Consider the following 24889-nt stretch of genomic DNA (forward strand, 5'->3'; position numbering starts at 1 on the left):
GGCTGAGGCTGTCAGGTCGCGGTCCGCCAGCCTCAGGCAAACGTCGAGAGGTCCTGGAACCAGTGCTGGGCCTGCACATACTCCTTCACGCGTGGCGAGAGTGCATGGGGATTGGTATCGTGCACCACCCAGACCTGCACGGCATCATCCACGACGATCTCGTGGATGCGCGCCAGCAGCCGGTTCTGCTCGTCGGTATCGAACGTGGATTTCACTTTGTCGCAGAGGAGGTCGACCTCTGGATTGTGGTAGTGGCTCCAGTTCAATCCGTTCGGGGCAATCTGCTTCGAATCGTAGAAGCGCAGGATCGCGTTGAACGGATCCGTGGTGACGTAGGCGACGTTACTTGCCGTGATCCCTTTGAGGCTCGGATCCGCTGCGCCTTGCCGCCACGCGGTGTAAGACACCTCCTGCTCGACCGTCTTGAACTCGACCTGGATGCCGATCTCGGCCCAGCTCTGCTGGATGAATTCGTTGATCGGCAGGGACAGCATCTGACCGGTTCCCCCGGTTGGGATCAAAATCGTGGCCTTCACGGGGTTCTGGACAGAGTACCCAGCCTCCCGCACGAGCTTGCGTGCCGCATCGACGTCGGTCTTGATCTGGAAGCCAGGCTTTCCGAACCACAGACTTGATTGTAGCACCTGACCAACAGCCGGCTGGGCGAGGCCGCCCATGAGCTGGACCACGCCTGCACGGTCGACGGCGAGGTTGGCGGCCCGACGCAGGCGCAGGTCGCGCCAGGGCGAGCCCTCCAGCATCGACAGATGGTAGTTCCAGACATGCGGCGTGTCGTTGCCGACGATGCGCATGCCGGCGGCCTTCAGGCGCGGGACCGCGTCGGGGGCCGGCAACTCGATCAGGTCGACATTGCCCGACAGGAGCGCGTTCACCCGCGCCAGGTCCTCGGGCACGCAGGTGAGCGTCAGCTTCGCGAGCTTGGGGACCCGCTTTGGGTTCCAGTAGGCGGCGTTGGGCAGGAGTTCGAGGCGCACCCGCGGGACCAGCTGACCCATCCGGAACGGTCCGGTGCCGGACGGCGCGAAGGCGAACTTCGCCCAGTCGCGGCCGACCGTCTCGTACTGCGCCGGCGAGGAGATCAGGAACCACAGCATCTGGTAGGGGAACAGGCTGTCCGGGCTCTTGGTCGTCACCTGGACGGTTTTGGCATCGAGCTTCCGGTAGGCCGCGACACCGGGCAGGCGCGGGCGGACCTGGGCGGCCTGCCGCTGGTCGAAATGCGGCGCCTCCTTGTTCAGCACCTTGTCGAAGTTCCAGATCACCGCGTCGGCATCGAACGCCGAGCCGTCGTGGAACACGACGCCCTCGCGCAGGTGGAAGGTCCAGACCTTGGGATCCGCCGGATCGCTCTCCCAGGCGGTGGCCAGTCCGGGGACCATCCGGCCCGGCCGGTCCGCGACGTCGAGCTCCCAGGCCACCAGCGGGTCGTACAGGGTCAGGCCGGTGAACTGGTAGCCGCCGGCGCCTCGGTCCGGCTGCCCGGTGGTCAGCGGCAGGTCGGTCATGGAGATGCCGTAGGTCAGGCTGCCAGCGGGGCTCGCGGCACGAGCCCTGCCGCCTAAGGCGGCCAGCGCCGCGCCTCCAGCCATCAGCGTTCGGCGGGTCGGGAAAACGCTATCCATTTCGGGAACGCAGCTCCAAAGCGCGGTTGCGACCTAGACCAGCCAAGCCAAATCTCGACCCGATCACTATGAAGCGGGTCTATTTATTTAGAAGATAAAAATTTGACTTTTGCGCCATTGTTTTGTGCAAATGAGCAGCAAGTATAAGCAATTGCAGATGATGCGGCGAAGCGATTTCATCGAAAACAGACGCCGTGCACCGAGGACGGCGGAGGCGAACGACCGCCGGTGCGGGCTGCACGCGTAGCGCCCGTTCCTTTGCCGAGAGTGCTGGATGACGAGTGCAGGTCGACTTTGGATCACACGTCGAGCGTGGTGTCTCGCTCCCACGCGGTGAAATGGGCGCAGTAGCTGTCCCACTCGCCCCGTTTTAGCTTGAGATAGGCGGCCGAGAAGGCGCCGCCCAGATTCGCCCGCAGGGCTTCGTCGGCCTCGAAGGCGCGCAGGGCGTCGAGCAGGTTGAGCGGCAGGCGCGGGGCGCCGGTGACCGTGTGGCCGTCGCGGTACATGTCGACGTCGCTGTGCGGTCCGGGATCGGCGGCGTGCGCTAGCCCGTCGAGGCCCGCCGCCAGGATCGCCGCCTGGAGTAGATAGGGATTGGCCGCGCCGTCGGGCAGGCGCAGCTCGAACCGACCCGGTCCGGGCACCCGGACCATGTGGGTGCGGTTGTTGCCCGTCCAGGTCACGGCGTTGGGCGCCCAGGTCGCCCCCGAGATCGTACGGGGCGCGTTGATGCGCTTGTAGGAGTTGACCGTCGGGTTGGTGATCGCCGCAAGCGCCGGGGCATGCCGCATGATCCCGCCGAGGAAGTGTCGGCCCCGGGCCGACAGGCCGAAGGGCATGTCCGGATTCGCGAAGGCGTTCTCGGTCCCGGCCGTGTTCCACACTGAGACGTGGCAGTGGCAGCCGTTGCCGGTCAGCCCCGGGAATGGCTTCGGCATGAAGGTCGCTCGCAGGCCGTGCCGCTCGGCCACCGACTTGACCATGAACTTGAAGAAGGCGTGCTTGTCGGCGGTGGCGAGCGCGTCGTCGTATTCCCAGTTCATCTCGAACTGGCCGTTCGCGTCCTCGTGGTCGTTCTGGTAGGGCCTCCAGCCGAGCGCCAGCATGTGGTCGCAGATCTCGGTGATCACGTCGTAGCGGCGCATCAGCGCCTGCTGGTCATAGCAGGACTTCTCCGCCCGGTCGTGGCGATCGGCGATCGCCGCCCCGTCCTGGCTCAGCAGGAAGAACTCCGCCTCGACGCCGGTCTTGACCCGCAGACCCTCGGCGGCGGCCCGGGCCACGAGCCGCTTCAGCACCACCCGGGGTGCCTGATCGACGGGCGCCTCAGCCATGGTGCAGTCGGCCGCCACCCAGGCGACGTCCGGCTTCCAGGGCAGGCGAATCACCGAGGCGGCGTCTGGCATGGCGAACAGGTCGGGATGGGCCGGGGTAAGGTCGAGCCAGGTGGCGAAGCCCGCGAAGCCCGCGCCCTCGCGCTGCATGTCCCCGATCGCCTGCGCCGGCACCAGTTTGGCACGCTGGCAGCCGAACAGGTCCGTGTAGGAGATCATGAAGTACCGCACGCCGTGCTCGGCGGCGTAGGCGGAAAGGTCGATCGTCACGGCGGCCCCCTAAGCACAGATCGGTGGGAGCCGGCCGCGCCCCAACCGGCGCGACCGGCGGGGTCGAAGGGCTAGAAGCCCGCTTTGCCCGGGTACCAGTCGGTGCCGGCCAGCGGCACGCGGGCCATGGCGGCGGCCTCCAGGGTCAGCGCCACGAGGTCTTCCGGCTCCAGATTGTGGAGGTGGTTGTGGCCGCAGGCGCGGGCGATCGTCTGCGCCTCCAGGGTCATCACCTTCAGGTAGTTGGCCAGACGCCGGCCGGCGCGCACCGGGTCGAGCCGGGCCATCAACTTGGGATCCTGCGTGGTGATGCCCGCGGGGTCGCGGCCCTCGTGCCAGTCGTCGTAGGCGCCCGCGGTGGTGCCGAGCTTGCGGTACTCCTCCTCGTAGGCCGGGTCGTTGTCGCCGATGGCGACCAGGGCGGCAGTGCCGATCGAGACCGCGTCCGCCCCCAGCGCGATGGCCTTGGCGACGTCCGCGCCCGAGCGGATGCCCCCCGAGATCACGAGTTGCACGCTCCGGTGCAGGCCGAGATCCTGCAGCGCCTGCACGGCGGGCCGGATGCAGGCCAGCGTCGGCTGGCCGACATGCTCGATGAACACGTCCTGGGTCGCCGCCGTGCCGCCCTGCATGCCGTCGAGGACGATCACGTCGGCCCCGGCCTTGGCGGCGAGCGCGGTGTCGTAATAGGGCCGAGCACCGCCGACCTTCACGTAGATCGGCTTCTCCCAGTCGGTGATCTCGCGCAACTCCCCGATCTTGATCTCGAGATCGTCCGGGCCGGTCCAGTCCGGATGGCGGCAGGCGGAGCGCTGGTCGATGCCCTTGGGCAGGTCGCGCATGGCGGCGACCCGGTCGGAGATCTTCTGGCCGAGCAGCATGCCGCCACCGCCGGGCTTGGCGCCCTGGCCGACCACCACCTCGATGGCGTCGGCGCGCCGGAGATCCCGCGGGTTCATGCCGTAGCGGGACGGCAGGTACTGGTAGACAAGGATCTCGGAATGGCCGCGCTCCTCGTCGGTCATGCCGCCGTCACCGGTGGTGGTGGAGGTGCCGGCCAGCGTCGCGCCGCGGCCGAGCGCCTCCTTGGCGTTGGCGGACAGGGATCCGAAGCTCATGCCGGCGATGGTGACCGGGATCTTCAACGCGATCGGCTTTTTCGCGAAGCGTGTGCCGAGGGTGACCCCGGTCCCGCAGGTCTCCCGATAGCCCTCCAGCGGGTAACGCGACATCGAGGCGCCGAGGAACAGCAGGTCGTCGAGATGCGGCAGCTTGCGCTTCGTGCCGCCGCCGCGGATGTCGTAGATGCCGGTGGCCGCCGCCCGGCGGATCTCCGCCAGCGTGTGGTCGTCGAAGGTCGCCGACTTGCGCGGCGGCATCGGCGGGTTCTGGTAGGTCATGCCCGGTCTCCCGCTCAGTAGGCGTCGGCGTTGTCGATGTTGAAGCTGTAGAGCTGGCGCGCCGAGCCGTAGCGGCGGAATTCCTCAGGCCGGGCGTCGGCGACCCCGGCTCGGTCCAAGAGCACCGCCAAGTGCTCCAGGTGCTCGGGGCGCATCGGCTTCTCGATGCAGTCAGCCCCGAGGCTCGTCACGCGGCCGCGGACGAACAGCTTGGCCTCGTACAAGGAATCGCCTAGCGCCTCGCCGGCATCGCCCAGCACCACCAGGGAGCCGGACTGGCCCATGAAGGCCGACATGTGCCCGATGGAGCCGTGCACGACGATGTCGATCCCCTTCATGGAGATGCCGCAGCGCGAGGCCGCGTTGCCCTTGATGACGAGGAGGCCCCCGCGCCCGGTGGCCCCGGCATATTGCGAGGCGTCGCCCTCGATCACCACGGTGCCGGACATCATGTTCTCGGCGACGCCGGGCCCGGCCGAGCCCTGCACCGTGACGGTGCCGCCGTCGTTCATGCCGGCGCAGTAATAGCCCACGGAGCCTCGCACCGTGACGGTGACGGGCCCGTCGATCCCGACCGCCACCGCGTGCTGACCCCTGGGATTCAGCACCTCGAAGGCGGTGTCGTTGGCGCCGGCGGCGACGCCGTGAAGGGCCTGGTTCAGGGCGCGCAGGGGCGTCGCCGCCAGATCGAAGACGGGCATGGACGGGTCCGTGGTGATGGCGGCGGGGCGGCACAGGCGGCGTGCCGCTGGTCCCAGAAATAGACGGTCGCCGGCTCGGGCTCCCAGACCCGGGCGGCCTCGATCCCCGGCAGGCCGACCAGCGCCCGGTATTCCGATCCGAAGGCGACGTATCGGTCGGTCTCGGCGAGGATCGCCGGCTTGCAGGCGATCGGGTCGCGCAGCACGCCGAAGCCGGACTTGGTGCCGACCACGAAGGTGAAGAAGCCGTCGAGGTCCTTCAGGGCCCCCGCCAGCGCCGCGCCGAGGTCGCGGCCCCGCGCCATCGCGGTGGTGAGGTAGGCCGCCGCGACCTCGGAATCGTTCTGGGTCTCAAAGGCCATGCCGTCGCGGGCGAGGCTCCGGCGCAGGTTGTTGTGGTTCGACAACGAGCCGTTGTGGACGAGGCACTGGTCGGCGCCTGTGGAGAAAGGGTGCGCGCCCATGGTCGTCACCGCCGATTCCGTCGCCATCCGGGTGTGACCGATCCCGTGGGTGCCCGACATCCCTGCGATGCCGAAGCGCGTGACCACGTCCTTCGGCAGGCCGACTTCCTTGTAGATCTCGACGCTCTCGCCCGCGCACATGACGCGCAGGTCTGGTGAGAGGCCCCTCAGGGCGTCCTGCGTCGCCGCGAGCCGGTTGGTGGCGACCGCGATCACCGCGTGCGAACTCTTCACGGCGACGCACGCGGAGCAACCGGAGACCTCCGCGAGGCGCCGCTCCAGCCCGGCAAAATCCGCCTCGGGCCGGACCGATTGCACGGTGATCTTCGACAGGCCGGGGACCGGCGGCCCGTAGATCGCCAACCCCGCCGAATCCGGCCCGCGATCCGTCATGGTGACGAGCATGTCGGCGAGCAGCGCGCCGAGTTGTGTCTCCAGGGCGGGGTCCTTCAGGAACAATCCGACGATGCCGCACATGGCACCACCTCCGTCGCGGGTTCGCCCGGAGCATAGGCGGCCGCCATCTTGGAGATCAACCCCCAGGAAATAAGATTTCTCCATGAGAATTGATCACCGTGGATCAGCCCGTCCCGCCGGATTGTGGATAGGCGATCACCGACAGGTAGCGGGCGGGTAGCGCGCGCAGCTCCGACGGACCGTGCGGGGCGTCGGCGTCGAAGAACAAGCTGTCGCCCGGCTGCATGTGGAAGTGCCGGTCCCCGTGCCGATACAGGACCTCGCCCTCCAACATGTAGAGGAACTCCAGGCCCGCGTGCTGGAAGGTCGGGAACACGTCCGAATCGGTGGTGAGTGTGATCAGATACGGCTCGACCATGACCCCGCTGGTGTTCTCGTGGATGTGCCCGAGCAGGTTATACTGGTGCCCCGCCCGGGTGCCGCGCCGCTCTAGCTCGACCCCCTCGCCGGCCTTGACGAAGACCGCGTTTCTGACCTCCTCGTACCCCCGGAAGAAGCCAGTGATCGGCATCCCGAGGGCCTGGGCGAGCAGCTGCAGCGTCGTCAGAGACGGCGAGATGTTGCCGTTCTCGATCTTGGACAGCATGCCGGGCGACAGGCCGGTGGCCGCGGCGAGATCCGCCGAGGTAAGGCCCAGCCGTTTGCGCCGCTCGCGCACCGCATGGCCGATCGCCCGTTCGAGGTTGTTCTCGCGCGGCTCGCGGACGGCATGGGGATCCTGTGATAGGACCGGTTCGCGCACCCGGTCCGGAGCATGCCGCGCCGTCCGGTTCGACGAGCCTGGCGGCATGGCGGGTTCCCTCTCCTCGGCGATCACGAGCCGCGGCCGCGGCTGCGTGGCTCCCGGGCGCCCTGCCGCGGCGACAGACGCCTGTCAACGGCACGATCTTTGACCCATCGGAGAAACACGAGAACCGGAAGGCCTTCGGATCGACGATCGGGCGCTCTTGTCACGAGATCGGCGGTCAGACGGCCGGCCCCGGGCCCGAGGCCGAATCCGTGCCCGGAGCTGGCCGATGCCCGGCTCTGCGGCGTGCGGGTGGCCGAGAGTTTCGCCGTCAGCCTAGATCAGGACGGGGCTGCCGTTCGCGCCGGCCTTCGCCTGCCCTGGAGCAGCGGGCAGGACGAGGTACAGGTCAACCGCCTCAAGCTGCTCAAGCGCTCCATGTACGGCCGAGCCAAGTTTGACCTGCTGCGTCGCCGCTTCCTCCTCGCAGCGTGATCCACCAAACCCGACGGAGAGCCACTTCATTGGGGGGTATCAATCCCTGTGGGGACGGGCATGGGTGTTTTGGATTTTGGAACTGTGTTCTCCTCGCCGCTGCTCGCGAACGGCGCCGGGTCGACTATGGCTGCTCTTTCGCTGCCTCAGCCCGAAAACGCATGCTACCGTGCGAGGGCGCCATCGGGTACGGGCTTCGGGGTCACCTGGGCGGATGCCGCCACCTGACAGGGCCAACACACGGCTCCGTCAGGCAGGAACGCCCGTGCACGCGCCTCGCGTTGGTCCGGCCGAGTTCGCTTTATACTCCTGCTGTCCCGATCGCTCCGAAAGTCGCTGGTTCGCTTCGAAGAAGATCCGCCGTAGGAACGGACAGGATCTCGTCGACGCAAATCGGCTGTTCAGAACAACGGAACTAAGATCCTAATCCCGAAGTCGAACCCTTCGATCCGCCTGGTTCTCGGATAAGCGAGTTTAGTCCGCTGATGCTCATGCAGCGGCCTGAGACCGGGGCGCCTGTGCCGAAGGCGCCCTCAGGCAGGCTTCCACGGCGTCCCGCAGCGAGGACACGTAGACATCCGCACCGAGCTGCCGTCCAGTGGCCGCGTCGGTGAGCACCTTCTCGCCCACCGGCCACAGCCCGACGAGGATCGGCATGCCCGGGGCGCGCCGCTTGAGCCGCTCCAGTAGGTAGCGCAAGTGCGCCGGGTTGCCGGTGATGTCGAGGTAGGAGATACACACCATCGCCACGCCGGTGAGGTCTAGGTCGCGGATGCGGTCGCGCGAGACGGCCTGATAGCCCACCACCCGGGCGCCTAGCCCGTGCTTGCGCAGCAGCTGGGCCAGCATCGCCGAGGAGGCCTCGTCGAGTGGCCCGCGTCCGGCCACGCACAGGACGGGTGCCTCGCTGCGCCACGGTTCCGGAAGCGCGTCGGCCGGGGGGGCTTGACCAGGCACCGCTTCGTTCTTCGGATGGGCCCGCTCGGCCAGGGTCGGCGTGGCGTTCGGGTTGACCGCCTTGTCGTCGCCTTTCGGCTCGACATCTTCGTGGTCCTCGAAGTCCTCGACCAATGACCGCGCCGAAGTCCGGATATTCTCCAGCTGGCCCGGGGTGACCACGCCTCGGGCGAAGTCGTTGGCGGCGAGTTGCAAACCCTTGAGCGCTACCTCGTCATAGTACGAGGACAGCGAGCGCTCCTTCAGCATGGCCTCGCCGAGGTCGCGCGCCTCGTCCGGATCGCCGGCCAACATGCGCTGGTAGAAGTTTTCTACCGGCGTCAGCGGCGGCCGGTCACCCAGCAGTACGTCGAGGAATTCCAGGCTGTCGACGTGGCGCCCAAGCACCACGAGGCACACGGTGAACGGCGTGGCCAGGATCAGGCCGATGGGCCCCCACAGGAAGCCCCAGAACAGCGTCGAGACAATCACCGCGAACGGCGAAAGCCCGGTGGAATGACCGTAGAGCAGCGGCTCGATCACCTGCCCGAAGACCGGCTCGGCGATCAGGAACAGCCCCCCGGTCGCGATGACCATGGACCAACCCGGGTCGACGGCGGCCGCGAGAGCCACCGGGAAGATGCCGGAGATGAAGGCGCCGACATAGGGGACGAAGCGCATCAGCGCCGAGAAGACACCCCACAGGAGCGGATTGGGCACGCCAATGAACCAGAGGCCGACGCCGATGATGACCCCGAACGTGGCGTTCATGCCGAGCTGGGCCAAGAAATAGGTGCCGAGCCGTCCTGCCGCGTCGTCCATTGCCATCGTCGTGCGGTGCAAGTCGCTCGACCCGAACAGGCGGATCATGCGGTTGCGCAGGTCTTCGCGTTGCAGGAGCAGGAACACGACGACCACCAGCACGATGCCGACCGTCGTCAGCGGCTCGACTACCGGGCCGAGGACGTTGCGGGCAAGCGTCAGGGGCGAGACCTCGGGCTCCTGCACCTTGACCAACTGCGCCTTGGGCGTGCTGCCGTCCGGTCCGGCCGCCGCGGTCGTGCCGGCGGCATCGGCCTTCTGGGTCACGTCTTGGACCTGGTGGCTGAACTTCTGCAGGACCCGGTTGGCGTCACCGAGCCAGCCCTGCTGCAGTCCCGCGACCTTCCTCTGCACGGTGGCCTGATACTGCGGCAGGTTGCCGGCGAGGCCCGCGACCTGGGTGCCGATGATCGCACCGAAGCCACCGATGATGCCGAGGGCGAGGAAGACGGCAATGATGACCGAAGGGACGCGACCTAGCTTGAGCTTCCGAAGCAAGCTGACCACGGGGCCCAGGACGAAGCTGAGCAGGACCGCCAGCACGAGCGGGATGAACACGTCGCGTCCGAAGTAGAGGGCGGCGATCAGGACGACGCCGACCGCGAGGGTCAGGAGGCCGCGTAGGCCCGGCACGAGGGGGGGCGGCACCTGGGCGGGCGGGCGCAGTGCGACGGCTTCGTCGGTGGGCATGCGGCTTAAACTCCTCGACGCAGCGCCGACTTCGGCAGTACGCCAACCGACAACGCCGCCGCATCCGTTTCGGCCCATACCGCGCGAGCGCCGAGCCGGTTCCCTAGGCGCTGCGCGGTCGGTCGCGTCCTGCCGAGGTGGATGAAGCAGCACGCGATGGCTCAGTAGGCCGTGGCGGAATGGTCTCCCTCACATCGCCGTTGCGGTTGCCGACTGGCCAACTTGTCGGTGAAACACGCGATGGGTAGGAGCTACACCGTGGTGGATGAGCGGCCGGTCCGCGTCGACTGCAGCAACCGCATCGTCGAGGTCGTAGAGGAAGCGGGCCGACCGCCCGGGTCTGAGGCCGAACCTGACGAGCCCTATCCGGCCATGCCGGGCAGGATTTTCGCATATCTGGAGCCTCCCCGCCCGAGGCGATCGGACAGGGAAAACACGTGTGACGGCCGTCGGTGCGGCCGGCGCGTCCTGAAAGCAGTGCTACTGCGCTCGCCCCGGCTCTTCCCTCAGGTCTAGCTCATGGCCAGCGCCAGCAGCGCGCCGAGCGAAATCCAGTCGCGCCGTCGACCCGCCACCGCCCGAACGCCTCGTCCGCCTCGACGGCGTGACCGCCGGACCGGAGGGCTGCCGCCGCATCGAGCACCGGATCGTCGTCATCCTCCACCCCGTCATCCGGATGGTCGATGTGCTTGGTCCAGACCGACGTCCATCGCGTCCGCGATTTGAAACAGGACGTCTCCCACGGCCCCATCGGCAGGCGGCGGCGGGTCTCTGTGCCGTCGGCGGCGTGCAACCGGACGGCCAGCGTGTCGCCGCCGTCGATGACCGCGACCGACCACATCCCTGTCGCGACCAGGACAGGGTGCGCTCGTTATCGGACACGTCCGTCCCTCGCTTTGCCTGTCCCGGTGCGGCGGACGGTTAGGCGAGGGACTCCCGACCCGGGACGGACGCGCATCGCTGCTCGTCAATCGGTCAGGCCGTGTTGGAAGCCATACGGCCCCGGGCGGTGGGCGCGTCTCATCTCGGATAGCTGGGCGACCCGGCAACGCGTTGCGCCGCCTCGCGAGCTCTGACATCTGCGGCAGCCTCTGCCTGATCGGCGGCTTCGACCACCGCGTTCGAAGGTGCACCGTTGTGGAGCGCAAGCCGGGCACGCAATTCGTCCAGCTCCTCTTCCGCCAAGCCCTCGATGCCGATGAAGCGGTTCTGCGCCGCGCTCGCCCGGATTAGCTCGTCGAGCTTGGCCTGGATGGCCGCTCCATCTCGGTTCTGCGTGTTCTGGATAAGGAACACCATCAGGAACGTCACGATGGTCGTGCCGGTGTTGATCACCAACTGCCACGTATCCGAGAAGCCAAACAGCGGCCCCGTGACCGCCCAGACCACGATGAGGATCAGGCTGAGCGCGAAGGTCGTCGGCCGACCCGCGGCGCGCGCCACCCGCGAGGCGAACTCGGCAAAGCCCTTCGGCGTTCTCATCGGGCCCCCCGCTTCCGTCGAACGGCCATCACCTACACCTCCATCTCGGCGCCGACCTCCATCACCTGGCGGGCCGGCACGCAAAGGTAGCTCGCCGTCTCCTCGGCGTTACGCTGCATCAGCGCGAAGATCTCCTCGCGCCAACCCGCCATGCCGGGACGTTTCTCCGAGGCCACCACCGTCTCGTGGCTGATAAAGTAGCTCAGGCGGTCGCAGTCGACGCCCTGAAGCCGGCCGTCCTCGACTGCCCGCCGCAGGGCGCGCGGGATATGCACGGTGTCCATGAAGCCGAAGCGCAGGAACACCCGGGTCACGTCCGGGGCCACCGGCACCACCTCGATCCGCTCGGCGTCTGCCGCGTGCGGCACGTCCAGGATCTGCAGCGTCACGAGGAGCACGCGCTCGTGCAGAACCTGCAGGTGGCGCACGAAGTTCATCAGCGGCAACGGCATGCTGTCCTCGGCCGAGGTCAGGAACGCGCCCGTGCCCGTCATGCGCGGCAGGTGCTTGGTTTTCCTGCCGGGTGAACTCTCCTGGGGTTACTCTCGTGTTAACTATGTTTGTTCCGGTTTCGTCTCACCTCGTGCAGGGTCATTCCGCGATTTTCAGGCACCGTTTTGACCCCGGAGAGAGCACCACTCACCGGACTGCAGCATGGCTCAAAGCCGCAGCAGCTTTGCGATTTAAGCTCGGGTCCGAGTTCGCCGGAAAGGTGATCCTCACCTGCCGTGCTTCGACGTTGAGCGTAACAGGTAACCCATAACGCTATCTGTTACGCGCGTTCAGACATGCGAAGTTGGCTGTTTAGCCGGTTAAGCGGGCTGCAACCGTATCGTCGCTTCGCGTACGCTCAAACCCTGCTTCTTCCGCCGCCGCTCAGCGGTTGCGCCGCCTTGATCGGCGAACTGTCGAGCGAAGAAAGCCGCACCATGGCAATCGCGACTTTAGCAGCCTCCGTCTCTGGGCCCTCACTGTATCGCCCCAGGATCAGCCCTGACAGTTCGGGGCCGACGATGAGCGCGATCAGGTCGTCGTCGACCGCGGCCCAGTCCATCTTGGTGGTGAACCAGCGACGCCAAGAGCGGAAGTTTATGAGGCCGCGCCGCTTGCACTCGACCACGTCCGCGACGCCAATGCTGCGACGGCCTGCCGCTGATGGCGCATGCCGGTCCGAGCCGGACCGCCCCTGGGGCAACTCGATAGCATGCGGCATCACTGATTGCTGTCGGGTCGGTTGATCTGGCGGTCGCGGCCTTCATTGACCCCGCGAACCGAACTGGGTGGAAGTTGGCGACACTCTGCTACGAGAGCCGCATCGCCCAGGGATTGACCCCGCCGCCGCAGGCTGTTCAGGTGGAGGGGTGTCACAGGGGCACGGCACAGCGCGGGCGACGCGTCTAGGGTCTTAGCGTTCAGGATCAGCGACTTAGCGGCGAACGGGCTCCAGCTCCCTCCGTCTCCGCCGCTGATGTGGCCCAAGTACCTGTTATAATTTGTAAAGTCGAAACGGCTTTCACGCCCTGGCCACGTTTCGCCCCACATTTTGAAGCGGCTTGTACCAAATCATACCGGACACAATCGGACGATGTGGCCTCGCGCGTGCGAGGGTGAAACTCAATGCGAACGACCACCACGGCCGATGTCGCTGAGAGCTACTTTTGCGGCTCAGCCTAGGTGCGGTCCCATGCGGCGGCGGTCATGCTCGATCGCGAACACATGACTGTAGAGGTTGGCCACCCAGCTCCGCCCCTCGACAGTCAGATCGAGGAAGCGAATTGCGTCCCCGATGACAGGTTCGATCTTCCCCCAAAAGAATGCCGGGTACCGCTCCGCAAGCTCGGCCGGCCCGGCGTAGCCAAGCCGGTCAGCGAGACCGACCTCGGCGAACTCGTGGAACAGCGCGTTCAGCTTGCGCGGGTAGAGCGGATCGCCGAGTTGCCCGATGAGGTCGGCCGCACGCATCAGGCCGGCTTCGGTCCCCGTCTCCCGGTGCTCGTCGTCCGCGGGCACGGGGAAACGGGTCAGCTCGATGGCGCGCATCACCCGCTGCGCATCGACGAGGTCATTCGTGCCGAAGCGCTCCTGCACCGCCAGCTTCGAGCGTTCGATGTGGTAGGGCGCCAGCGCCGCGTCCGAGGCACCCCGCGGCAGACTGATGGTCGCGCCCTGCGCGTCGATGACGAAGGCGTTTGCCCGGTCGCCCGCGCAGACACCACGCACGTAGCCGATGTCGTGGTACAGGGCCGCCAGGATCATGTGCAGCCAATCTTCCGGCGTGATGCCTTTGTCGAGGAACCGTCCGCGCAGGATGTCCTGGGCGACGAGGGTGACGAGGGCGGTGTGGTCGCCGTCATGGTAGAGCGCGTCGCTGCCGACGATGCGCTCGATGGTCAGGCGTGCGGACGCCTCGATCACCTCGGCAAAACGTGGCTCGCGGCTGCCGAAGGTGCGCTGGTAGGTGAGCGCGAGGTGCTCGCCCAGCGCGTCGGCCAGCATCTTCGTCACATCGAACATGCCTGGTCTCTCACAAATCGAGCCAACGCCCACACGGCCTGCTGTTTCGATCAGCATCATGAGATCAAGTGAGCGGCGGCCCATATTGAACAAACCGCCTCGCGAAATGTCGGGACGTCAGGCTCCGAGGCAGGCTCGTAGGATCTCATAGCCGCCGTGGCTGCGCGCGCATTCCCCGGCTCGACCGGTCCCGAGATCGAGGCGCTGGCCGGTACCATCGAGCGCGTCACCTTCCACAGCCCCGAGACCGGCTTCTGCGTGCTCAAGGTCCAGGCCCGGGGCAAGCGCGACCTCGTCCCGGTGATCGGGCATGCCCCCGCCATCGCGGCCGGTGAGTGGATCACCGCCACCGGCATCTGGCACACGGATCGCCAGCACGGCGTGCAGTTCAAGGCCGACACCCTCAAGGTCACGCCGCCCACCGGAGTCGAGGGCATCGAGAAGTACCTCGCGTCCGGCCACATGCGCGGCATCGGTCCGGCCATGGCCAAGCGCATCGTCACGGCGTTCGGCGAAGGCACGTTTGAGATCATCGAGGCCGAACCGCAGCGGTTGCCCGAGGTCGCCGGCATCGGCCCGAAGCGCGCCGCCCGCATCATCGCCGGCTGGGCCGAGCAGAAGGCGGTGCGCGAGATCATGCTGTTCCTGCACGCCCACGGCGTCGGCACGGCGCGGGCGGTGCGGATCTTCAAGACCTACGGCCACGACGCCATCGCGGTCATGACCGAGGATCCGTATCGGCTGGCCAAGGACATCCGCGGCATCGGCTTCAAGACCGCCGACGCCATCGCGATGAAGCTCGGGCTGACCCCGGAGGCGCCGCAGCGGCTGCGCGCGGGCATCTCGTTTGCCCTGCAGACGGCGACCGACGGCGGCCACTGTGCCCTACCTGTGGCGGAGCTGATCAAGCTCGCGGGCGAACTGCTCGGCGTCGAGGCGACACTGATCCGCTCGGCGCTGCTTGACGTGTTGGAGACCGGCGAGGTCGTGCAGGACATCCTCGGCGACAAGGCGTGCATCTTCCTGACCGGGCTGCACGCCGCCGAGCGGATGATCGCGGAGCGGCTGCTTCGGCGAGTGAAGGGCACACCGCCCTGGCCCGAGATCGACCTCGCCCGGGCGCTGCCCTGGGTCCAGGACAAGACCGGTAAGATTCTCTCGCTCGCGCAGAGTGAGGCCGTCCGCCGGGTGCTCGGTGCCAAGCTCGCGGTGATCACCGGTGGTCCGGGTGTGGACAAGACCTCGACGCTCGACACGATCCTGCGCATCCTGCGGGCGAAGGGCGTGCAGGTGCTGCTCGCCGCCCCGACCGGCCGGGCGGCCAAGCGCATGACCGAGCAGACCGGGCTCGAGGCCAAGACGATCCACCGACTGCTGGAGATCGACCCGAAGCACGGCGGTTTCTCGCGCTCGAGGACAATCCGCTCGCCTGCGACCTGTTGGTGATCGACGAGATCTCGATGGTGGATGTGCCGCTGATGAACGCCCTGACCAAGGCGGTCCCCGAGCACGCGGCGCTGCTCCTCGTCGGCGATGTTGACCAGCTGCCCTCGGTTGGACCTGGGCAGGTCTTAGCGGACGTCATCGCCTCGGGGGCTATCCCGGTGGCGCGGCTGACCGAGGTGTTCCGGCAGGCGGCTGAGAGCCGGATCGTCGTGAACGCGCACCGGATCAACGCCGGCAAGATGCCCGAGCCGGCTGCGCGGGGCACGGACAGCGACTTCCACCTGATCGAGATCGACGAGCCTGAGCCGGCGGTGGCGACGCTGATCGAGGTGGTGACGAAGCGCATCCTGGCCCGCTTCGGTCTCGATCCGGTGCGCGATGTGCAGGTGCTCACCCCGATGCAGCGCGGCGTGCTCGGCGCGCGCAACCTCAACCATGAGCTTCAGGCGGTGCTGAACCCGAACCCCACCATCTCGGTGGAGCGGTTCGGCTGGCGCTTCTCGCCCGGGGACCGGGTGATGGAGAGTCAAAACGACTACGACCGGGAGGTGTTCAACGGCGATCTCGGCACGGTGGCGCGCATCGACGAGGTCGAGGGGCGGTGATCGTCGATTTCGAGGGGCGGGAGGTGATCTACCCCTACGGCGAGCTCGACACGCTGGTACCAGCCTATGCCACGACCATCCATAAGTCGCAGGGCTCGGAGTACCCGGCGGTGGTGATCCCGCTCGCCATGCAGCACTGGACGATGCTGGCGAGGAACCTCCTGTACACGGGGGTAACCCACGGCAAGCGACTCGTCGGGCTGCTCGCACAGCGCAAGGCGCTGGGCATTGCGGTCCGCGGCGGCAACATGCGGCCGCGCTGGACCAAGCTTCGTGAATGGCTCAGGGCAACGGCACACCCTCAGCAGCGGCTGTCACGAACGGTCGAGCAATCGAATGTTTTAGTGCATGACCGACCTGCCGCCGCCTGGGCCCGTTGGCCTTCCTGCCAGCATCTGGGGTTGGCCTAGCTGCCGTCACTCAGCGCAAATCGGGCGCTCAGAGGCCCCGGCCGACCTCATCCAAGAAGCGGCGCATGCTCATCATCTGCCCATCCCTGGCTGCCGATAACCGCCGAGTGCCGCGCTCTCGTATATTGGGGACGGTAGCGTCAAAGCCCGCGAGAAGGCGAGATCGACCCTGGATTTTGTTCCTGTTTTGTACTAAATGGCCTCACGGATCGAGCCCCTGTTCAACCCCTCGGTTGCTCCGAGCTTCCCCGTGTCATGGCCGATACCGACATCCCGCCACTCAGCCCGGACGACGCCAAGCTGATCCGCAATGAGCGGACGAAGCTGACGGCGATGTGGGTCAATGGCGTCGCCGTCGCTTCTGTGGCTGTCGGCGGCATCTCCCCATCAGTAGCGATCTTCTCGGGTACCGCCAGCGCGCTGACAGCCAGCGCTCTTCTGGTTGGTTGGAGTCTGCTGGCAGGTATACTACATCTGGTAGCCAGACGCCTGCTCGGAGCCCTGCGCGCGTGAGCCTGACGCTCGCACAGATGCTTGTTCTCTTTCTCGGCCCTCTCGTCCTGGCGACAATGGTCGGCATTGTCCTGTGGCTTACGCATGAGAAAGAGACTGATCGGCTCAGGCGCGCTGAAGTTGATCGAGCGATTTGGCTCAAATATCAAGCTGAGCGGAAAGCGACCGGAGATTAGTCGCTTTCTTCATCTGATAAGTATCTGTCCTAAAAAATCGAATCCTTCCTGACTTCGTGAACGCGAAGAGCTAAAGCTGCGCTACCTCGCGTTCGTGCTCGCTAGTCCGTCGTGAGCTTCTCCTCGGACCGATGTCCCCAACCAAACAGGATCCCCCATGGCCGGCCTTAAGGACAAGCGTGGCTTTATCGATAAGGACAGGCTCGACCTGTCGGAACGCAAGGCTGTCGAGTTCTGGATGAAGCGCTGGGGCGTCACGCAGGACCAGCTGACGGCGGCGCATCGGAGGGTTGGTCGAATGACCAAGGACATCGCCGCAGAGTTGGGCAAGAAGCGTTAGGGGCGCACTCGCCTCATCCCGTCCGCATCGACCAGCGGAGGCGGCGTCCGGTAGACCTTCCGGCGTTGCCGCAGTGGCTTGCCGGCCGGGCATGTGTAGGCGTCGGCTGCTGGGTCGTACGTGAAGGCTGACCGGCTGAAGGTGCTGTCGCTGCGCTCGGACTTGCCGAAGACGGGGATATGCGGCTCGATCCCGCGCTCGTGCACCAGCCAGGCGAGGTGTTCGGCCGAGCCATAAGCACTGTCAGCCGCAAGCCGCGCCGGCCATAGCGCAAAGCGATCCTGCGTGCGCCCGACTCTGGTGCGGGCTGCCCCGACCTCCGCCTGCCGGATCGCACGGCTGGCCTCGACATCCACGATCACGGCGTGGTCGAGATCGATCAGGTAGTTGGTGGCGTAGGCGAAGAAGGCATGGCCCTTCAGCGCACCTGTCCACTGCGCCGCCGGGTCGGAGCGGGAGATGAGCTTCGGCGTGCTCTCGCTCGCGGCTCCCCAGGCAGCCTCGTCGAGGGTGTCGAGATACTCGCGTACCGACCGGCGGGTCTGGGCCAAGTCGTCCCAGTCGACGGCCTCAGAAGCGTTCCCGGAGCGCTGTCTGTTGGCGTCGGCTCGGATCGACGATCCGCCACTTGCCCAGGATGCTCACGCCAAAGCTCCGAGCAGCTTGGGCAGGCGGATCAGGTTGAGAGCGCGGGCGCCGCGCTGGCCAGCGGGGATTTTGGTGCGGGCGTCCTGGCCGGCGCGGTCGATGCGGGTCCGAGAAACAGTGCGATAGGACATTCGACGGATCCAATCTAGGTACAAAAACTAGATATAACCCTCCTGCCCTGTGCCAATAGCTTTCTAGGTGTGATATATAGATAGTTAATTCCGAGGCCCAGATGCTTACCACCGGCAACCAGCTTAAAGCGGCGCGTGCGCTTGTTGGGATGGATCAAACCCGGCTTGCCGAGGCGGCGGGCCTCAACGTCAACACAATCCGGAACATGGAAGCGGCTGGCGCGGGTCCCATCGCGGGGCGCTCCGTGAATGTCCAAGCCGTCCAGCGGGCGCTCGAAGAAGAGGGACTCGTCTTCCTCAACGGCGGGGAGCCGGGCGTGAAACTCAGGCGGAAGGATCAGACATGACAGCCAGATCCGCCTCGGACGAGGGCTTGGATGAGGTTCTACGCCTCTGCACCGTGCTGGCGGACCGTACACTTGATGCGCAGATCATGGGTCGGCCGGTGCCTGTGGAGCAGGCTGCAGCGCTCGCGAAAGCCGCGCGTTTCCTCCAAGACCACGGCGTCGAGTGGCCGCCTCTGCTAATGCAGGCGCTGCACGAGCTAGCGGGGAAGATCGGACAGGGCGTCGCGGACGGCGAGGCCGTACAGGATGCCTCGGAAAACCTCCCTCACGCCGATCTGCACGGTCTGACGCGCTTCTTCGCTGGCTTCCGCAAGGACAAGGGACAGCCATGACCTACACCGTCGAGCAACTGGCACCCGGCAGCTACGACGTGTTGCGCGACGGCATCGTCATCGCCAGCCTGGTGTTGGATGTCCGTCGAGGAAGCAGCCGACCGGATACAAGGTCTGTCGAACTGCTCGACGAAATACCAGCGATTAAGCGACCGGCGCCGTTCATGAAGCAGCGGCACGTGTTCAAATTGCGCTCGGCGGCCCTGGAGCGGCTCGGCATTCAAGAGCCTGAGGCTGGGAATGCCGCATGAGCCTGATCTAGAGTCGCCTCATGGCGATCGGCGTCGCCGTCGTGCTCGTCACAACGGTGCGTCTGCTCGAAGCGGCCGACTTAGAATACGCGTTCGAGGATTGCGCTTTTGCAGCCATCGCAGCCGGCATCGTCGTAGCGGCACTACCCTCGTCATGACCACCGGTCTGGAGTTCATCCCCGAGAACGGCGGCGGGGCCGGGATCCGGTTCTGGGAGCGGAAGGGTGAGCAGAAATGAGCCAGCAGGATCAGCGCGCCCGCGTCTTGGCGCTCGCCGCAGACAGCGCGATCATGACCGTGGATCGAGCCACGCTCCGGCTGTTTGATGGCCGTCTGCCACAACGGATTGCCGAAGCGCTGGTGAAGGCCGGCATCGATGCGCCAGAGCGTTTGCTGTTCATGTCAAAGGTAGAAATCGCGGCGCTGCCGGGGGTTGGCCCGGCTGCGCGCCGCGAGATCGACGCCTATCGCATGAGGTTCGTTCCTCATTGAGGCCGCGCTGCCCGGGCGGCCATATAATCACGGCTGACGGCGGCGGAGCCGGGCTCCGGCTCCTGGAGCGGAAGAGATAGACGCCAGCTCGCGACCGATCATCCGCTCACGCGTTCCCCAGCCAACGATAGATCATTGAGGGAACGCTCATGAAGCTCCGCTCGTGTGGGATAGCTGCCGTCACGGCGATGGTGCCGGCTGCCACCGCCGCTCACGCCGAACCTCCGAAGGCCGCTGTTTTCGACTTTCAGCTTGCCAATCTCGGAGCCCAAGGACCGACTGACGCTGACGTTGCCCGTCTCGGCCCTTTGAGCGATCTGCTGCGCGCGCAACTTAAGGTTACGGGCCGCTACGAGGTCGTCTCGACGGATCCGGTCAAAGCGGAGGTCGCCAAGGGCGCGGAGCTACGCAAGTGTGGTGGCTGCGCCGACGACTTCGCCCGCAAACTCGGAGCGGACGTCGCGATCACGGGCGAGATCCAGAAGGTCTCAAACCTGATCCTGAACATCAACTTGTACGTGAAGGACTTGAAGGCGGGGACACCCGAGCAGGCCTACAGCGTCGACATCCGCGGCGACAACGACGCATCGTTTGATCACGGGGTGAAGTACCTCGTGAAAAACAACCTGCCGCCACCCGAGAGCGCCGCCAAGTCAAGCCGATGATGGGCGGGGCGACTTGGAGGCCGGGGTCCGGAGTCGAACCGGACGTGCGGAGCGTTGCGGGCTCCTGGCTGGACACTCACACACCTGGCCGTTCTCTTTGCACCATGCGGTGACGGCAGGCTCAAGGTCGTGCAACGCCGGATCCCCGGATGTTCGTTGATAGCCTTAGCGGCTCGCTACCAGCGAGGGTAGTCGGCGTTGCATTCATTCCCGAGAACGGCGGCGGCGCCGGGCTCCGGTTTCGAGAGCGGAAGGGGTAATATTCTCGGCCGCGAACAGTTGCCACACGGGGTCAACCGGAACAACGATCAGTGAGCCCCCTTCCCTCAGGCTCAAGAACCTGGAGGAAGCATGTCTAAGATCCTGAAGATCTCCACTGCCGTGACGATGCTCACGCTATCTGCGAGCCTCGTTATCGCTGCGCCGTGCAATGTCGGCACGACGACGAATGCGGCTACCGGGAAGGATAGCAGCTCGAATGTCGATGGTGGTTCGACTGCCAAGGTGACCCCCGGCGCCAAGGCCGAGTCTCCCGGCACGGTTGGCGCGATGAACAATACCGGCGCGACCACGAAGGATGACGGCTCGAAGAAGGCGCCTGAGGGTCAGCCCGTAGAGCCCGGCGCCGACAATTGCTAAGCCTGCACCAATCAACTCGGATCGTTCAGCGTAGGATCAAGGCATGAGCAACGTAAAGCAGGCGATGGACACCTACCTAAACGGGCTGCGCAATCAGCACGCCGTCGAGACCCAAGCGATCGGCACAATCCAGAACGAACTGCCCCGGATGGAGGCGTACCCGGACCTGCACGCGAAGATGAAGGCCGACCATGAACGGTCGGTCACGCAGGCTGCCCGGCTGGACGATCTCCTTGAAAAGCATGGATCGAAGAAGTCGCTGCTCAAGGAGGCGGTCACTGGCGCTGTCGCGACGGTAGCCGGCTTCACCCATGCCGGGGCCGACGATGAGGTGCTGAAGAACGTCCTCCCTGCTATCGGCTTCAAGGCCTACGAGATCAGCGCCTACAAGGTGCTTCTCGCCCTTGCCGACGCCTCTGGCGCCGGGGACGACAAATCGGTGCTGGAGCAGTCGATGAAGGAGGAGCAGGAGATGGGCGATTGGCTCGGAAGCAACCTGCCCAACATCGTTCACGCCTATCTTGACCGGAAATCCGCATAGCACGGCATGCGCATATCCGCCCGCCCGTGAACAAACTGGGCGGGCGACATGGTCCTGCCCCTACGCGACGTCGGTGGGCAGCTGCTTCGGCCCATCCTCGCCGACGAGGGTGCCGATCAGCCGCCAGAGTTCCTGATGCTCGGGTCCGTTGCGGTTCGATGCAAGGAAGGTCGCGAGACTGAAATCCGTCACGTGCCCGCCTGAGGCAATGTTGCCGGCGTGCCGAACGAAGCTGTGCCCGGTCGTGGGGTCGACCAGCAGGTACCAGTGGTCGCCATTCGGGCTGGCATAGATCAGGCGACTAGGTTCGGAAGGGCTCATGATCGGCCTCCGGTTAGATGGTCGGGGCTCAGGTCGCTCCTGAGGCGCCTCAGGCGAGTGCCTGCGGATGTAGCGATGGCGTGCCCGAGTACGTGTCTGGCATCAGCGGGCAGCCGTGATGCGACTTCCGGTGTGACATGGTGCGACGGACGGTCGGCCATTTATAGGTGCCGAGGATCGTCACTCGGCCATGGCAGGCCGTGCAACGCTTTAAGGCCCTCACGTGATTGACCGCTGCCACAGTGAGACTGACGGCGCGCCATTCGCCCTCGATCTTCACTTCGCAGATTTGCGATTTGGGCTTCGGCATGAACGCGTGGTGCCATGCCGTGGCGATCCAGGCCAGAGGAGTGTCGTCATATCAGCTTGGGTCAGGAATGGCCGGGCGGCCATGTCATCACGGCTCGCCCGGCCTTGCGCACCTAAGTTTGAGTTCGCCAAAAACGAACATCGAGCGGTTGCTCCGAGGCCCGAAATTTTGCATCGCCCGGAACAGACGCGGACAGCTAGCATATCTATCGATGCGGTCAGGCTCGACCGCTGGAGATCCTACCGATGCGCACCCTGCTGATCCGCTTCGCCGTCACAGGCTTGGCCTTCGCCGTCGTGTCTGCCCAGGCCGCCGCGCCGGCCATGCCTGGCCAGACTCCCAAGGGTCCGGCTCTAATAGATGCCAAGAACATGACCCTTTACACCTTCGACAAAGACTCGGCCGGCAAATCCGCCTGCAACGGCACTTGTGCGGCGAACTGGCCAGCACTTACGGCTGCTCCCGGCTCTGCGGCGTCTGGCGACTGGACCGTCGTGACGCGTGACGATGGCACAACGCAATGGGCATACAAGGGCAAGCCGCTTTACACCTTCGCCAAGGATACGAAGCCTGGCGATGCCAATGGCGACGGCGTTTTCAACGGAGCATGGCACATCGCCAAGCCCTGATCACATCCGCTGCCTCGTCGAGGAGGCCTTGAGGACGAAGCGGTCATAGATGACGCATGATCGATCTGGAGCCTGACGCCGGCTTCCGCGAGCGATTACTCCGCATCGTCAGCAGCAATGACTGACTTCTTGTCTCGACATCCGCCGGAGCCCAGCTCGATGTCATCGGCTGCCGGTACGACCGGTACGGGACCGGCGTGTCGCTGAAGGGCTTTGCGGATGGGCGGTACCGCTCCTGACAGCATGCCGCGCTTCATGGGGAAGGTACTGAGGCGAGCCGGTGATGGCGGCTCGGACAAGTGCCCTATCTCGGCCCAACACTGGCTCACGAGAAGGTACATGTCCCACTTCCAAGCTTCCCGCCACGCCGATCGCACAAGCTCGCGAACGAAAGCGGAAACTCGCGAGACGACATCTGCCGAGGTGCGGGAAGAGATTGAGGAGGAGCGCCGGGCCGTCGAAGAGCGCACCGAACGATTGCGAGCGATACGGCTCGCGCACGAGAACAAAGCTTCCTGATCGACTCACCGGTCAAGGTTACGTGCGGCATCGTGAGGATCCTGAGGGATCGAACTAAGGAATGAGATTTGGCTGAACATCAGAGTAGAGAGCGAATGCAGGCCGAGGCGGCTTTCGCAAAAATTCAGGATCGTCCCGATGCACAGGAACCCGCCCGGCCGAGTATCAGCGCTGCAGATCAGAATACCGCCCGGCTGAAGGCTGCGCGCTTGGAACGAGATGCCGCCGCGGCTGACCCGAAGAAGCCGTAATTTGCCTGGTGTTGCGAACCTTCTCACCGAGAACCTGAAAGCGAAGGGCTATATGAAATAGGCGCTGCTCGCTCCGGCCGATTGCAGCCATACATCTCGCGCCGAACGACACAGCAAAGTCCGCTGCGATCGAATGGTTGAGCGCGCCATGACGAAGCTTGCCCTTGTCGCTTCCCTCGCCACGCTGCTTGGCGGCACAACTATCGCTCAAGCTCAATCTTACAGTGCGCCAGCCGGCGAGCCCGCCGCGACCGAACCAGGCGGCACCGAGAGTCGGGACGGCCGAGCCAATGTCCTCGAAGGTATTCGAGACGGGGAGGCCGTTGGTGTCCCGCCTCGGGCAACAGAAGAGTACATTGGCGAGCGGCGGTTGCGTCGTAGGGAGGACCGGCGCCTTGAGAACGAAGATTAGTCCGAAGCTTCTCACTCATCTGCCGCCTTGTCGAGGAAGCCTTGAAGGCAAAGCGGTCCTAATGGATAAGATTGCGGCGAACCTCTCTAGTGTTCTGGGAGATTCGATCCTAGAGTCGACTGCTGTCGCGCACTTGCTTCCCGACGTCGTCTTGAACGCTCTCAATGCATGGATCGCGGACCAGCCCGATCCCAAACCGTCTCGGGCCGATGCTATCCGCCAGATCCTAGCCGAGCACCTGAAGGCGAAGGGCTACCTGAAATGAGGGGCGCGCCGCTCGCGATCTGGGCTTCTACGGCGCGCCTTTCCTATTCGTCGCGCGTTCCCTCCCCGATGGCGAACGCTGACGCCAACCAGGAGGCTTCCATGGCCGATCAAGATCGTGCGCTCATCGACACGCACGGCGAACAGGACAACGTCGCCCTGGCTCAATTAGGAGCGGCCGTGATCCTGGCTTGGCCCTTATTGGAGCCTGACATGCAACGCGATTTGATCGCGACAGCGGCCGTCGTGGATGGCGTGCAAAGAGACGCAAGCTTTGAAGAAGTGCTGACTCGGCTTGTTCAGATGAACAATCGGAGCAGAGGTTAAGGATGGCTTACGCCTCACAAGTGCTCGAAGGCGTGGGGCTACCTGAAATGACGCTGGCCGCGCTCGCGATGGGCCTGAGCGTCCTCATCGTAGCAGCAGTAGCCCTGAAGCTCCTCAATGACGCTGGCTCTCAGGGGGCTCCCTTTCTGGTCATCGCCGCCGGGGGCCTAGCCAGTGGCGCTGTTTCCCTGCTGAGGTGAGCCATCCCGAACCAGACTCCGCCTTCCGCGATCGACTACTCCGCATTGCCAGCGAGATCGATCGCCCGCTTGTCGTGGCTTCAACAGGTCCCGCGCTCGACATCCTCGGCCGCAAGTATGATCGGTTCAGGACCGGCGTACCGCTCAAGGGCCTTGAGGTGG

25 protein-coding genes and 5 pseudogenes are annotated in these 24889 nt (G+C 65.7%); 14 read left to right on the top strand and 16 right to left on the bottom strand.

The genetic code is table 11. From position 1 onward, the window contains the following. Positions 1-32: 32 nt before the first annotated feature. The 7 genes and pseudogenes from MKL01_RS29525 to MKL01_RS29555 all read right to left on the bottom strand — a co-directional run. Entirely contained in the window at positions 33-1643 is a 1611-nt protein-coding gene (locus tag MKL01_RS29525) for an ABC transporter substrate-binding protein (protein WP_243908749.1), read from the bottom strand. Positions 1644-1942: 299 nt separating this feature from the next. Further along, positions 1943-3250: a type III glutamate--ammonia ligase gene (glnT, locus tag MKL01_RS29530; RefSeq protein ID WP_243908750.1), complete on the bottom strand. Its 1308-nt coding sequence runs from the start codon at positions 3248-3250 to the stop codon at positions 1943-1945. Between the two features lie 71 nt (positions 3251-3321). Beyond that, complete coding sequence (locus MKL01_RS29535; protein WP_243908751.1) at positions 3322-4650, bottom strand: FMN-binding glutamate synthase family protein; 1329 nt, start codon at positions 4648-4650, stop codon at positions 3322-3324. Between the two features lie 14 nt (positions 4651-4664). Then, on the bottom strand, positions 4665-5351 hold the full coding sequence (locus tag MKL01_RS29540; RefSeq protein ID WP_243908752.1) for a GXGXG domain-containing protein: 687 nt from the start codon (positions 5349-5351) through the stop codon (positions 4665-4667). Positions 5352-5386: 35 nt separating this feature from the next. After that, positions 5387-6292: pseudogene (locus MKL01_RS29545) on the bottom strand (class II glutamine amidotransferase); the annotation flags it as partial. A gap of 103 nt (positions 6293-6395) precedes the next feature. Beyond that, positions 6396-7082 (bottom strand): helix-turn-helix domain-containing protein, encoded by a 687-nt coding sequence (locus MKL01_RS29550; protein WP_243908753.1) that lies wholly within the window; start codon positions 7080-7082, stop codon positions 6396-6398. Positions 7083-7176: 94 nt separating this feature from the next. Next, positions 7177-7312 (bottom strand): annotated as a pseudogene (locus tag MKL01_RS29555) (D-amino-acid oxidase); the annotation flags it as partial. Between MKL01_RS29555 and MKL01_RS29560 the strand changes: the two are divergent. After that, positions 7302-7514, top strand: a pseudogene (locus MKL01_RS29560) (ISL3 family transposase); the annotation flags it as partial. The pseudogenes MKL01_RS29555 and MKL01_RS29560 sit on opposite strands and share 11 nt — an antisense overlap. A gap of 489 nt (positions 7515-8003) precedes the next feature. Here the strand turns inward: MKL01_RS29560 and MKL01_RS29565 are convergent. The 6 genes from MKL01_RS29565 to MKL01_RS29590 all read right to left on the bottom strand — a co-directional run bounded on the left by MKL01_RS29565 (position 8004) and on the right by MKL01_RS29590 (position 13958). After that, complete coding sequence (locus tag MKL01_RS29565) at positions 8004-9962, bottom strand: AI-2E family transporter (RefSeq protein WP_243908754.1); 1959 nt, start codon at positions 9960-9962, stop codon at positions 8004-8006. 517 nt (positions 9963-10479) lie between these two features. Then, on the bottom strand, positions 10480-10803 hold the full coding sequence (locus tag MKL01_RS29570; RefSeq protein ID WP_243908755.1) for a hypothetical protein: 324 nt from the start codon (positions 10801-10803) through the stop codon (positions 10480-10482). Positions 10804-10982: 179 nt separating this feature from the next. Next, a complete protein-coding gene (locus tag MKL01_RS29575) occupies positions 10983-11444 on the bottom strand; it encodes a low affinity iron permease family protein (RefSeq protein ID WP_243908756.1) in 462 nt (153 codons plus the stop codon). Between the two features lie 32 nt (positions 11445-11476). After that, entirely contained in the window at positions 11477-11938 is a 462-nt protein-coding gene (locus tag MKL01_RS29580) for a KUP/HAK/KT family potassium transporter (protein ID WP_243908757.1), read from the bottom strand. 356 nt (positions 11939-12294) lie between these two features. Then, complete coding sequence (locus tag MKL01_RS29585; protein WP_243908758.1) at positions 12295-12657, bottom strand: hypothetical protein; 363 nt, start codon at positions 12655-12657, stop codon at positions 12295-12297. A gap of 452 nt (positions 12658-13109) precedes the next feature. Then, on the bottom strand, positions 13110-13958 hold the full coding sequence (locus MKL01_RS29590) for a metal-dependent phosphohydrolase (protein ID WP_243908759.1): 849 nt from the start codon (positions 13956-13958) through the stop codon (positions 13110-13112). Between the two features lie 156 nt (positions 13959-14114). On the opposite strand from MKL01_RS29590, the pseudogene MKL01_RS29595 reads away from it, so the two are divergent. The 3 genes and pseudogenes from MKL01_RS29595 to MKL01_RS29605 form a co-directional block, all read left to right on the top strand. Beyond that, a pseudogene (locus tag MKL01_RS29595) lies at positions 14115-16299 on the top strand (ATP-dependent RecD-like DNA helicase); the annotation flags it as partial. Positions 16300-16674: 375 nt separating this feature from the next. Further along, the gene (locus MKL01_RS29600) at positions 16675-16932 is read left to right on the top strand and encodes an amino acid transporter (RefSeq protein ID WP_243908760.1); all 258 of its coding nucleotides are present in this window, start codon (positions 16675-16677) and stop codon (positions 16930-16932) included. 333 nt (positions 16933-17265) lie between these two features. Continuing rightward, the gene (locus tag MKL01_RS29605; protein WP_243908761.1) at positions 17266-17448 is read left to right on the top strand and encodes a DUF3606 domain-containing protein; all 183 of its coding nucleotides are present in this window, start codon (positions 17266-17268) and stop codon (positions 17446-17448) included. A gap of 2 nt (positions 17449-17450) precedes the next feature. On the opposite strand, the pseudogene MKL01_RS29610 reads toward MKL01_RS29605, so the two are convergent. Together MKL01_RS29610 and MKL01_RS29615 are read right to left on the bottom strand one after the other, a co-directional pair. Beyond that, positions 17451-18071: pseudogene (locus MKL01_RS29610) on the bottom strand (transposase); the annotation flags it as partial. A gap of 18 nt (positions 18072-18089) precedes the next feature. Next, a complete protein-coding gene (locus MKL01_RS29615) occupies positions 18090-18227 on the bottom strand; it encodes a hypothetical protein (RefSeq protein ID WP_243908762.1) in 138 nt (45 codons plus the stop codon). A 101-nt stretch (positions 18228-18328) separates the two neighbouring features. Here MKL01_RS29615 and MKL01_RS29620 point away from each other — a divergent pair, with 101 nt between their 5' ends. The 8 genes from MKL01_RS29620 to MKL01_RS29655 all read left to right on the top strand — a co-directional run bounded on the left by MKL01_RS29620 (position 18329) and on the right by MKL01_RS29655 (position 21494). Then, positions 18329-18574, top strand: a complete 246-nt coding sequence (locus tag MKL01_RS29620; protein WP_243908763.1) for a helix-turn-helix domain-containing protein — start codon at positions 18329-18331, stop codon at positions 18572-18574. Further along, positions 18571-18906 carry a hypothetical protein gene (locus MKL01_RS29625; protein ID WP_243908764.1) on the top strand — a complete coding sequence of 112 codons (336 nt, stop codon included), beginning with the start codon at positions 18571-18573 and terminating at the stop codon, positions 18904-18906. Before MKL01_RS29620 ends, MKL01_RS29625 begins: the two co-directional genes overlap by 4 nt. Next, positions 18903-19157 (top strand): hypothetical protein, encoded by a 255-nt coding sequence (locus MKL01_RS29630; protein ID WP_243908765.1) that lies wholly within the window; start codon positions 18903-18905, stop codon positions 19155-19157. Before MKL01_RS29625 ends, MKL01_RS29630 begins: the two co-directional genes overlap by 4 nt. Before the next feature lie 20 nt (positions 19158-19177). Further along, positions 19178-19315: a hypothetical protein gene (locus tag MKL01_RS29635; RefSeq protein ID WP_243908766.1), complete on the top strand. Its 138-nt coding sequence runs from the start codon at positions 19178-19180 to the stop codon at positions 19313-19315. Between the two features lie 76 nt (positions 19316-19391). Then, positions 19392-19649, top strand: a complete 258-nt coding sequence (locus MKL01_RS29640; RefSeq protein WP_243908767.1) for a hypothetical protein — start codon at positions 19392-19394, stop codon at positions 19647-19649. Between the two features lie 149 nt (positions 19650-19798). After that, entirely contained in the window at positions 19799-20314 is a 516-nt protein-coding gene (locus MKL01_RS29645; protein WP_243908768.1) for a DUF3280 domain-containing protein, read from the top strand. Positions 20315-20665: 351 nt separating this feature from the next. Beyond that, positions 20666-20953, top strand: coding sequence for a hypothetical protein (locus MKL01_RS29650; RefSeq protein WP_243908769.1), 288 nt, complete (start codon positions 20666-20668; stop codon positions 20951-20953). A gap of 43 nt (positions 20954-20996) precedes the next feature. Then, positions 20997-21494, top strand: a complete 498-nt coding sequence (locus MKL01_RS29655; RefSeq protein ID WP_243908770.1) for a DUF892 family protein — start codon at positions 20997-20999, stop codon at positions 21492-21494. Between the two features lie 60 nt (positions 21495-21554). Here the strand turns inward: MKL01_RS29655 and MKL01_RS29660 are convergent, their stop codons facing one another. Beyond that, entirely contained in the window at positions 21555-21815 is a 261-nt protein-coding gene (locus tag MKL01_RS29660; protein ID WP_243908771.1) for a hypothetical protein, read from the bottom strand. 555 nt (positions 21816-22370) lie between these two features. Here MKL01_RS29660 and MKL01_RS29665 point away from each other — a divergent pair. Further along, entirely contained in the window at positions 22371-22754 is a 384-nt protein-coding gene (locus MKL01_RS29665; protein WP_243908772.1) for a hypothetical protein, read from the top strand. Between the two features lie 1548 nt (positions 22755-24302). Then, on the top strand, positions 24303-24527 hold the full coding sequence (locus tag MKL01_RS29670) for a hypothetical protein (RefSeq protein WP_243908773.1): 225 nt from the start codon (positions 24303-24305) through the stop codon (positions 24525-24527). Positions 24528-24889 lie beyond the last annotated feature (362 nt).

Origin of the sequence: Methylobacterium sp. J-070 (assembly GCF_022829385.1) — a bacterium.
Taxonomy (GTDB): Bacteria; Pseudomonadota; Alphaproteobacteria; order Rhizobiales; family Beijerinckiaceae; genus Methylobacterium.

Coding starts and splice junctions, on each gene's coding strand:
- MKL01_RS29525 (WP_243908749.1), bottom strand. CDS start 1,643: ATGGATAGCGTTTTCCCGACCCGCCGAACGCTGATGGCTGGAGGCGCG.
- MKL01_RS29535 (WP_243908751.1), bottom strand. CDS start 4,650: ATGACCTACCAGAACCCGCCGATGCCGCCGCGCAAGTCGGCGACCTTC.
- MKL01_RS29540 (WP_243908752.1), bottom strand. CDS start 5,351: ATGCCCGTCTTCGATCTGGCGGCGACGCCCCTGCGCGCCCTGAACCAG.
- MKL01_RS29550 (WP_243908753.1), bottom strand. CDS start 7,082: ATGCCGCCAGGCTCGTCGAACCGGACGGCGCGGCATGCTCCGGACCGG.
- MKL01_RS29565 (WP_243908754.1), bottom strand. CDS start 9,962: ATGCCCACCGACGAAGCCGTCGCACTGCGCCCGCCCGCCCAGGTGCCG.
- MKL01_RS29570 (WP_243908755.1), bottom strand. CDS start 10,803: ATGTGGTCGGTCGCGGTCATCGACGGCGGCGACACGCTGGCCGTCCGG.
- MKL01_RS29575 (WP_243908756.1), bottom strand. CDS start 11,444: ATGAGAACGCCGAAGGGCTTTGCCGAGTTCGCCTCGCGGGTGGCGCGC.
- MKL01_RS29580 (WP_243908757.1), bottom strand. CDS start 11,938: ATGACGGGCACGGGCGCGTTCCTGACCTCGGCCGAGGACAGCATGCCG.
- MKL01_RS29585 (WP_243908758.1), bottom strand. CDS start 12,657: ATGCCGCATGCTATCGAGTTGCCCCAGGGGCGGTCCGGCTCGGACCGG.
- MKL01_RS29590 (WP_243908759.1), bottom strand. CDS start 13,958: ATGTTCGATGTGACGAAGATGCTGGCCGACGCGCTGGGCGAGCACCTC.
- MKL01_RS29600 (WP_243908760.1), top strand. CDS start 16,675: ATGGCCGATACCGACATCCCGCCACTCAGCCCGGACGACGCCAAGCTG.
- MKL01_RS29605 (WP_243908761.1), top strand. CDS start 17,266: ATGGCCGGCCTTAAGGACAAGCGTGGCTTTATCGATAAGGACAGGCTC.
- MKL01_RS29615 (WP_243908762.1), bottom strand. CDS start 18,227: ATGTCCTATCGCACTGTTTCTCGGACCCGCATCGACCGCGCCGGCCAG.
- MKL01_RS29620 (WP_243908763.1), top strand. CDS start 18,329: ATGCTTACCACCGGCAACCAGCTTAAAGCGGCGCGTGCGCTTGTTGGG.
- MKL01_RS29625 (WP_243908764.1), top strand. CDS start 18,571: ATGACAGCCAGATCCGCCTCGGACGAGGGCTTGGATGAGGTTCTACGC.
- MKL01_RS29630 (WP_243908765.1), top strand. CDS start 18,903: ATGACCTACACCGTCGAGCAACTGGCACCCGGCAGCTACGACGTGTTG.
- MKL01_RS29635 (WP_243908766.1), top strand. CDS start 19,178: ATGGCGATCGGCGTCGCCGTCGTGCTCGTCACAACGGTGCGTCTGCTC.
- MKL01_RS29640 (WP_243908767.1), top strand. CDS start 19,392: ATGAGCCAGCAGGATCAGCGCGCCCGCGTCTTGGCGCTCGCCGCAGAC.
- MKL01_RS29645 (WP_243908768.1), top strand. CDS start 19,799: ATGAAGCTCCGCTCGTGTGGGATAGCTGCCGTCACGGCGATGGTGCCG.
- MKL01_RS29650 (WP_243908769.1), top strand. CDS start 20,666: ATGTCTAAGATCCTGAAGATCTCCACTGCCGTGACGATGCTCACGCTA.
- MKL01_RS29655 (WP_243908770.1), top strand. CDS start 20,997: ATGAGCAACGTAAAGCAGGCGATGGACACCTACCTAAACGGGCTGCGC.
- MKL01_RS29660 (WP_243908771.1), bottom strand. CDS start 21,815: ATGAGCCCTTCCGAACCTAGTCGCCTGATCTATGCCAGCCCGAATGGC.
- MKL01_RS29665 (WP_243908772.1), top strand. CDS start 22,371: ATGCGCACCCTGCTGATCCGCTTCGCCGTCACAGGCTTGGCCTTCGCC.
- MKL01_RS29670 (WP_243908773.1), top strand. CDS start 24,303: ATGGCCGATCAAGATCGTGCGCTCATCGACACGCACGGCGAACAGGAC.